At 67.9% G+C, this 4,033-nt stretch carries 5 protein-coding genes; 3 read left to right on the forward strand and 2 right to left on the reverse strand.

Translation table 11 applies throughout. From position 1 onward, the window contains the following. Positions 1–42: 42 nt before the first annotated feature. On the reverse strand, positions 43–414 hold the full coding sequence (gene trxA / locus ACFWPJ_RS26680; RefSeq protein WP_189034006.1) for a thioredoxin: 372 nt from the start codon (positions 412–414) through the stop codon (positions 43–45). Between the two features lie 49 nt (positions 415–463). Next, positions 464–964, reverse strand: coding sequence for a 2'-5' RNA ligase family protein (locus ACFWPJ_RS26685; protein ID WP_378855312.1), 501 nt, complete (start codon positions 962–964; stop codon positions 464–466). A gap of 83 nt (positions 965–1,047) precedes the next feature. Here ACFWPJ_RS26685 and ACFWPJ_RS26690 point away from each other — a divergent pair, with 83 nt between their 5' ends. From ACFWPJ_RS26690 to ACFWPJ_RS26700, 3 genes are all read left to right on the forward strand, one after another. Continuing rightward, the gene (locus ACFWPJ_RS26690) at positions 1,048–2,124 is read left to right on the forward strand and encodes an isocitrate/isopropylmalate dehydrogenase family protein (protein WP_378855314.1); all 1,077 of its coding nucleotides are present in this window, start codon (positions 1,048–1,050) and stop codon (positions 2,122–2,124) included. A gap of 126 nt (positions 2,125–2,250) precedes the next feature. Next, complete coding sequence (locus ACFWPJ_RS26695) at positions 2,251–3,156, forward strand: ABC transporter substrate-binding protein (protein WP_378855316.1); 906 nt, start codon at positions 2,251–2,253, stop codon at positions 3,154–3,156. A 1-nt stretch (position 3,157) separates the two neighbouring features. After that, positions 3,158–4,033, forward strand: an 876-nt coding sequence (locus ACFWPJ_RS26700) for an ABC transporter permease subunit (RefSeq protein ID WP_378855318.1), incomplete at its 3' end; no start/stop codon positions are given.

Here is a 4,033-nt window from a genome sequence, read left to right on the forward strand (position 1 = left end):
CACCTCACCAAAGGTGAACGGGCCCTTGACGTTTCGTCGCGCCTATTCGGCGGCGGGGGCCTGCTCGGCGATCTGCTTGCGGACCTCGTCCATGTCGAGGCCCTTGACCTGGGTCACCAGATCCTCGAGCGCGGCAGGCGGCAGCGCGCCCGGCTGGGCGAACACGAGCACGCCCTCGCGGAAGGCCATGATCGTGGGGATGGACTGGATGTTCGCCGCGGCGGCGAGTCCCTGCTCGGCTTCGGTGTCGACCTTGCCGTACACCACATCGGTGTGCTTGTCGGAGGAAGCCTCGTAGGTGGGTGCGAAGCTGCGGCACGGACCGCACCAGGAAGCCCAGAAATCGACGAGGACCACGTCGTTTCCGGTGATGACTTCGTCGAAGTTCTGCTGGGTCAGCGTCTGGGTGGCCATGACGTCCCTTCCTTGTCGGTGTCCCCGGCTGTAACGCCGTGGCGTCCCTCTATCTTCCACCGATCAGAATGCGCTCCTGCCGGGCCTCCCCGTCCCAGCGGCGAATGCCCACCACAACGGCCGGAAAATCCTTGTCGGTGGCCACCGCTTCGACCGCGTCGCCGAGCCGCTCCGGCGGGACCCGGCGGGCCAGCGTCACGTGCGGTGTCCACGCGTCGGGCCGCATGGTCGCGGGGACGCCGGGGCAGGGTTCGACCAGGTGATAGACGCGGCGGTGCAGGGCGAGCAGGTCCTCGGTGACCACGACCGGGCGCACCAGGATCGGCCTGCGCGCCCCGAAGACCAGCAGCCCGCCCAGCCGGATCGGCAGCGGATGGAACTCGATCCCGGCCAGCCCGCGGTCGATCCGGGGCCAGATCTCGCGCGCCACCGCCACCGTCACGTGCGGCCGGTGGGTGGCGCCGCGAGGGCTGGCGATGCCCGCCTGCGCCAGCACCGCCCACTGCCTGCGGACCTCGTCCGCGCTGTCGTCGTCCAGGAGCAACTCCACCGACTGCACCATGACTGCAGAAAGTAGTCGCTGCGGCGTGTCCCCGTGGTCAGGTCGGCCCCGACAGGCGCGAGGATGGTGGCGTGAACGGTACGAAGAATCTGCGGCTCGGTGTGATCGACGGTGACGGAATCGGCCCCGAGGTGGTCGCCGCGACGCGGGCGGTCGTCGACGAGGCGATCGGCGCGGCGGGGCTGGGGCCGGTGGAGTGGGTGCCGCTGCTGATGGGTCACGAGGCCATCGCGGCCTGCGCCGACCCGCTGCCGGAGCAGACGCTGCGCGCGCTCGAGGACCTCGATGCCTGGATCCTCGGCCCGCACGACAACGCGTCCTATCCCGCGAACATGCGGGTCGCGCCGGGCGGGGTCATCCGCAAGCGGCTCGGTCTCTACGCCAATATCCGGCCCGCGGTGGCGTTCGCCGGGGTGCGGTCGACGGCGCCGGACATCGACCTGGTCATCGTGCGGGAGAACAGCGAAGGTTTCTACGCCGACCGCAACATGTTCGCCGGGTCGGGGGAGTTCCGGCCGACGCCCGATGTGGCGATGGCGGTGGCGGTGATCACCCGGCAGGCGTGCGAGCGGATCGCGCATCAGGCGCTGCGGCTGGCGCGGGGGCGGCGCAAGCGAGTCACCGTGGTGCACAAGGCGAATGTGCTGCCGATGACGACCGGATTGTTCCGCGACGTGTGCTACGAGGTGGCCGCGCGGTACCCGGACGTGCGGGTCGACGACGAGCACGTCGACGCGATGGCCGCGCACCTGGTCCGGGCGCCCGGCGAGTACGACGTGATCGTCACCGAGAACCTCTTCGGTGACATCCTGTCGGATCTTGCGGGCGAGCTGGCGGGCTCGCTGGGCATGGCCGCGTCGCTGAACTGTTCGGACACCAAGGCGATGGCGCAAGCCGTGCACGGCGCCGCGCCGGGTCTGGCCGGACGCAATCGCGCCAATCCGGCGGCCCTGCAGCTGTCGGCGGCGATGTTGTTGCGGTGGTTGGCCGTTCGCCACGACGACCGCGGACTCGACGACGCGGCCGACCGGATCACCCGTGCCGTCGCCGCCACTCTGGCGGCCGGAATCGCGACCGCGGATCTCGGCGGTCTGGCTTCCACCAGCGAATTCACCGAGCAGGTCAGAGCGCGCGTGCACCGTAGGTGAACCGACCCCTTTCACATTGGCTGATTAATCTTCGGTTACTGTCGCACCACGCTGTGTCCGGTTCGCATACATTGCCAAACAGGCGCTGACACGTGGCCGGCGTCGACGTGAAATGTGGAGGCTCCTTTGTCTGTTCGAACTGTTCTCGGCCGCGGCGCCGTGCGGCTGCTGTGTACGGTCGCCGGTGGTGCGCTGGTGCTGAGTGGCTGCACCACCAACACCGAGGGTGACACCTCCACGGTGACGAAGGTGTCGGTGGAGAAGGTCGACGCGCTCGCCGCGGCCCTCCCCGACAAGGTCAAGCAGGCAGGCAAGATCGTCGTCGGCGTCAACGTGCCCTACCAGCCGAACGAGTACAAGGATGCCAGCGGCAAGATCGTCGGCTTCGACGTCGACCTGCTCGACGCCGTCGCGACCACCCTCGGACTGAAGGTCGACTACGTCGAATCCTCCTTCGAGAAGATCATTCCCGCGATTCAGGCAGGCACCTACGACGTGGGTATGTCCTCGATCACCGATTCGCGCGAACGCGAACAGCAGGTCGATTTCACGACTTATTTCTCCGCGGGCATCCAGTGGGCCCAGCAAACCGGTAAAGCGATCGATCCCGACAATGCGTGCGGCAAGAAAGTCGCCGTACAGTCCACTACGGTCGAGCACACCGAAGAGATTCCCGCCAAGAGCGCCAAGTGCGTCGCCGACGGCAAGCCCGCCATCGATATGAAGGCCTTCGACGAGCAGAGCGCGGCCACCAATGCCCTGGTGCTCGGCCAGGTCGACGCGATGTCGGCCGATTCGCCGGTCACCGCCTACGCCATCAAGCAGAGCGAGGGCACGATCGAGGCCGCGGGCCCGCTGTTCGATTCCGCGCCCTACGGCTGGGCCGTGCAGAAGGGCTCGCCGCTGGCGGTGTCGCTGCAGAAGGCGCTGCAGCACCTGATCGACAACGGCAAGTACGGCGAGATCACCACCAACTGGGGCGTGCAGGAGGGTCAGATCAAGACCTCGGTGATCAACGGCGCAGTGAGCTGACGTGACCGAGAAGGACAAGACGGTGGAGGTGCCCGGACCGGGCACCGAACCCGAACCGATCACAGCGGTCCCGCTGCGCAGGCCGGGCCGCTGGATCGCGGCGGCAATCATCCTGATCCTGGTGGGATTGTTCGTCTACGGTGCCGCGACGAATCCCGCCTACCGGTGGGACACCTTCGGCAAGTACCTGTTCGACACCCGGATCACCGCGGGCGCGATCGTCACCCTGGAACTCACCGTGCTCGCGATGGCGATCGCGGTGGGCCTGGGCACGGTGCTCGCGGTGATGCGCCTGTCCCCGAACCCGGTGCTGCGCACCACCGCCTGGGTGTACCTGTGGATCTTCCGCGGCACCCCGGTGTTCGTGCAGTTGGTGTTCTGGGGTCTCGTGCCCTCGCTGTACAAGCAGATCCACCTCGGGGTGCCGTTCGGGCCGCAGTTCTTCGAGTTCGACGTGCAGAACCTGCAGGCGGCGTTCCTGTTCGCGGTGCTCGGCCTCGGCCTCAACGAGGCCGCCTACATGGCCGAGATCGTGCGCGCGGGCATCAACTCCGTCGGTGAGGGGCAGCGCGAGGCCTCGGTGGCGCTGGGCATGTCGTGGACGCAGACCATGCGCCGCACCGTGCTGCCGCAGGCCATGCGGGTGATCATCCCGCCGACCGGCAACGAACTGATCGGCATGCTCAAGACGACCTCGCTGGTCACCGCGATCCCGCTGAGCACCGACCTGTTCGGCCGCGCGCGTGACATCTACGGCGTGAACTTCCAGCCGATCCCGCTGCTGCTCGTCTGTGCCACCTGGTACCTGGCGATCACCAGCGTGCTCATGGTCGGGCAGTACTACTTGGAGCGCTACTACTCGCGCGCTGCCACCCGC

The sequence above is a fragment of the Nocardia sp. NPDC058497 genome (assembly GCF_042720195.1).
GTDB lineage: Bacteria > Actinomycetota > Actinomycetes > Mycobacteriales > Mycobacteriaceae > Nocardia.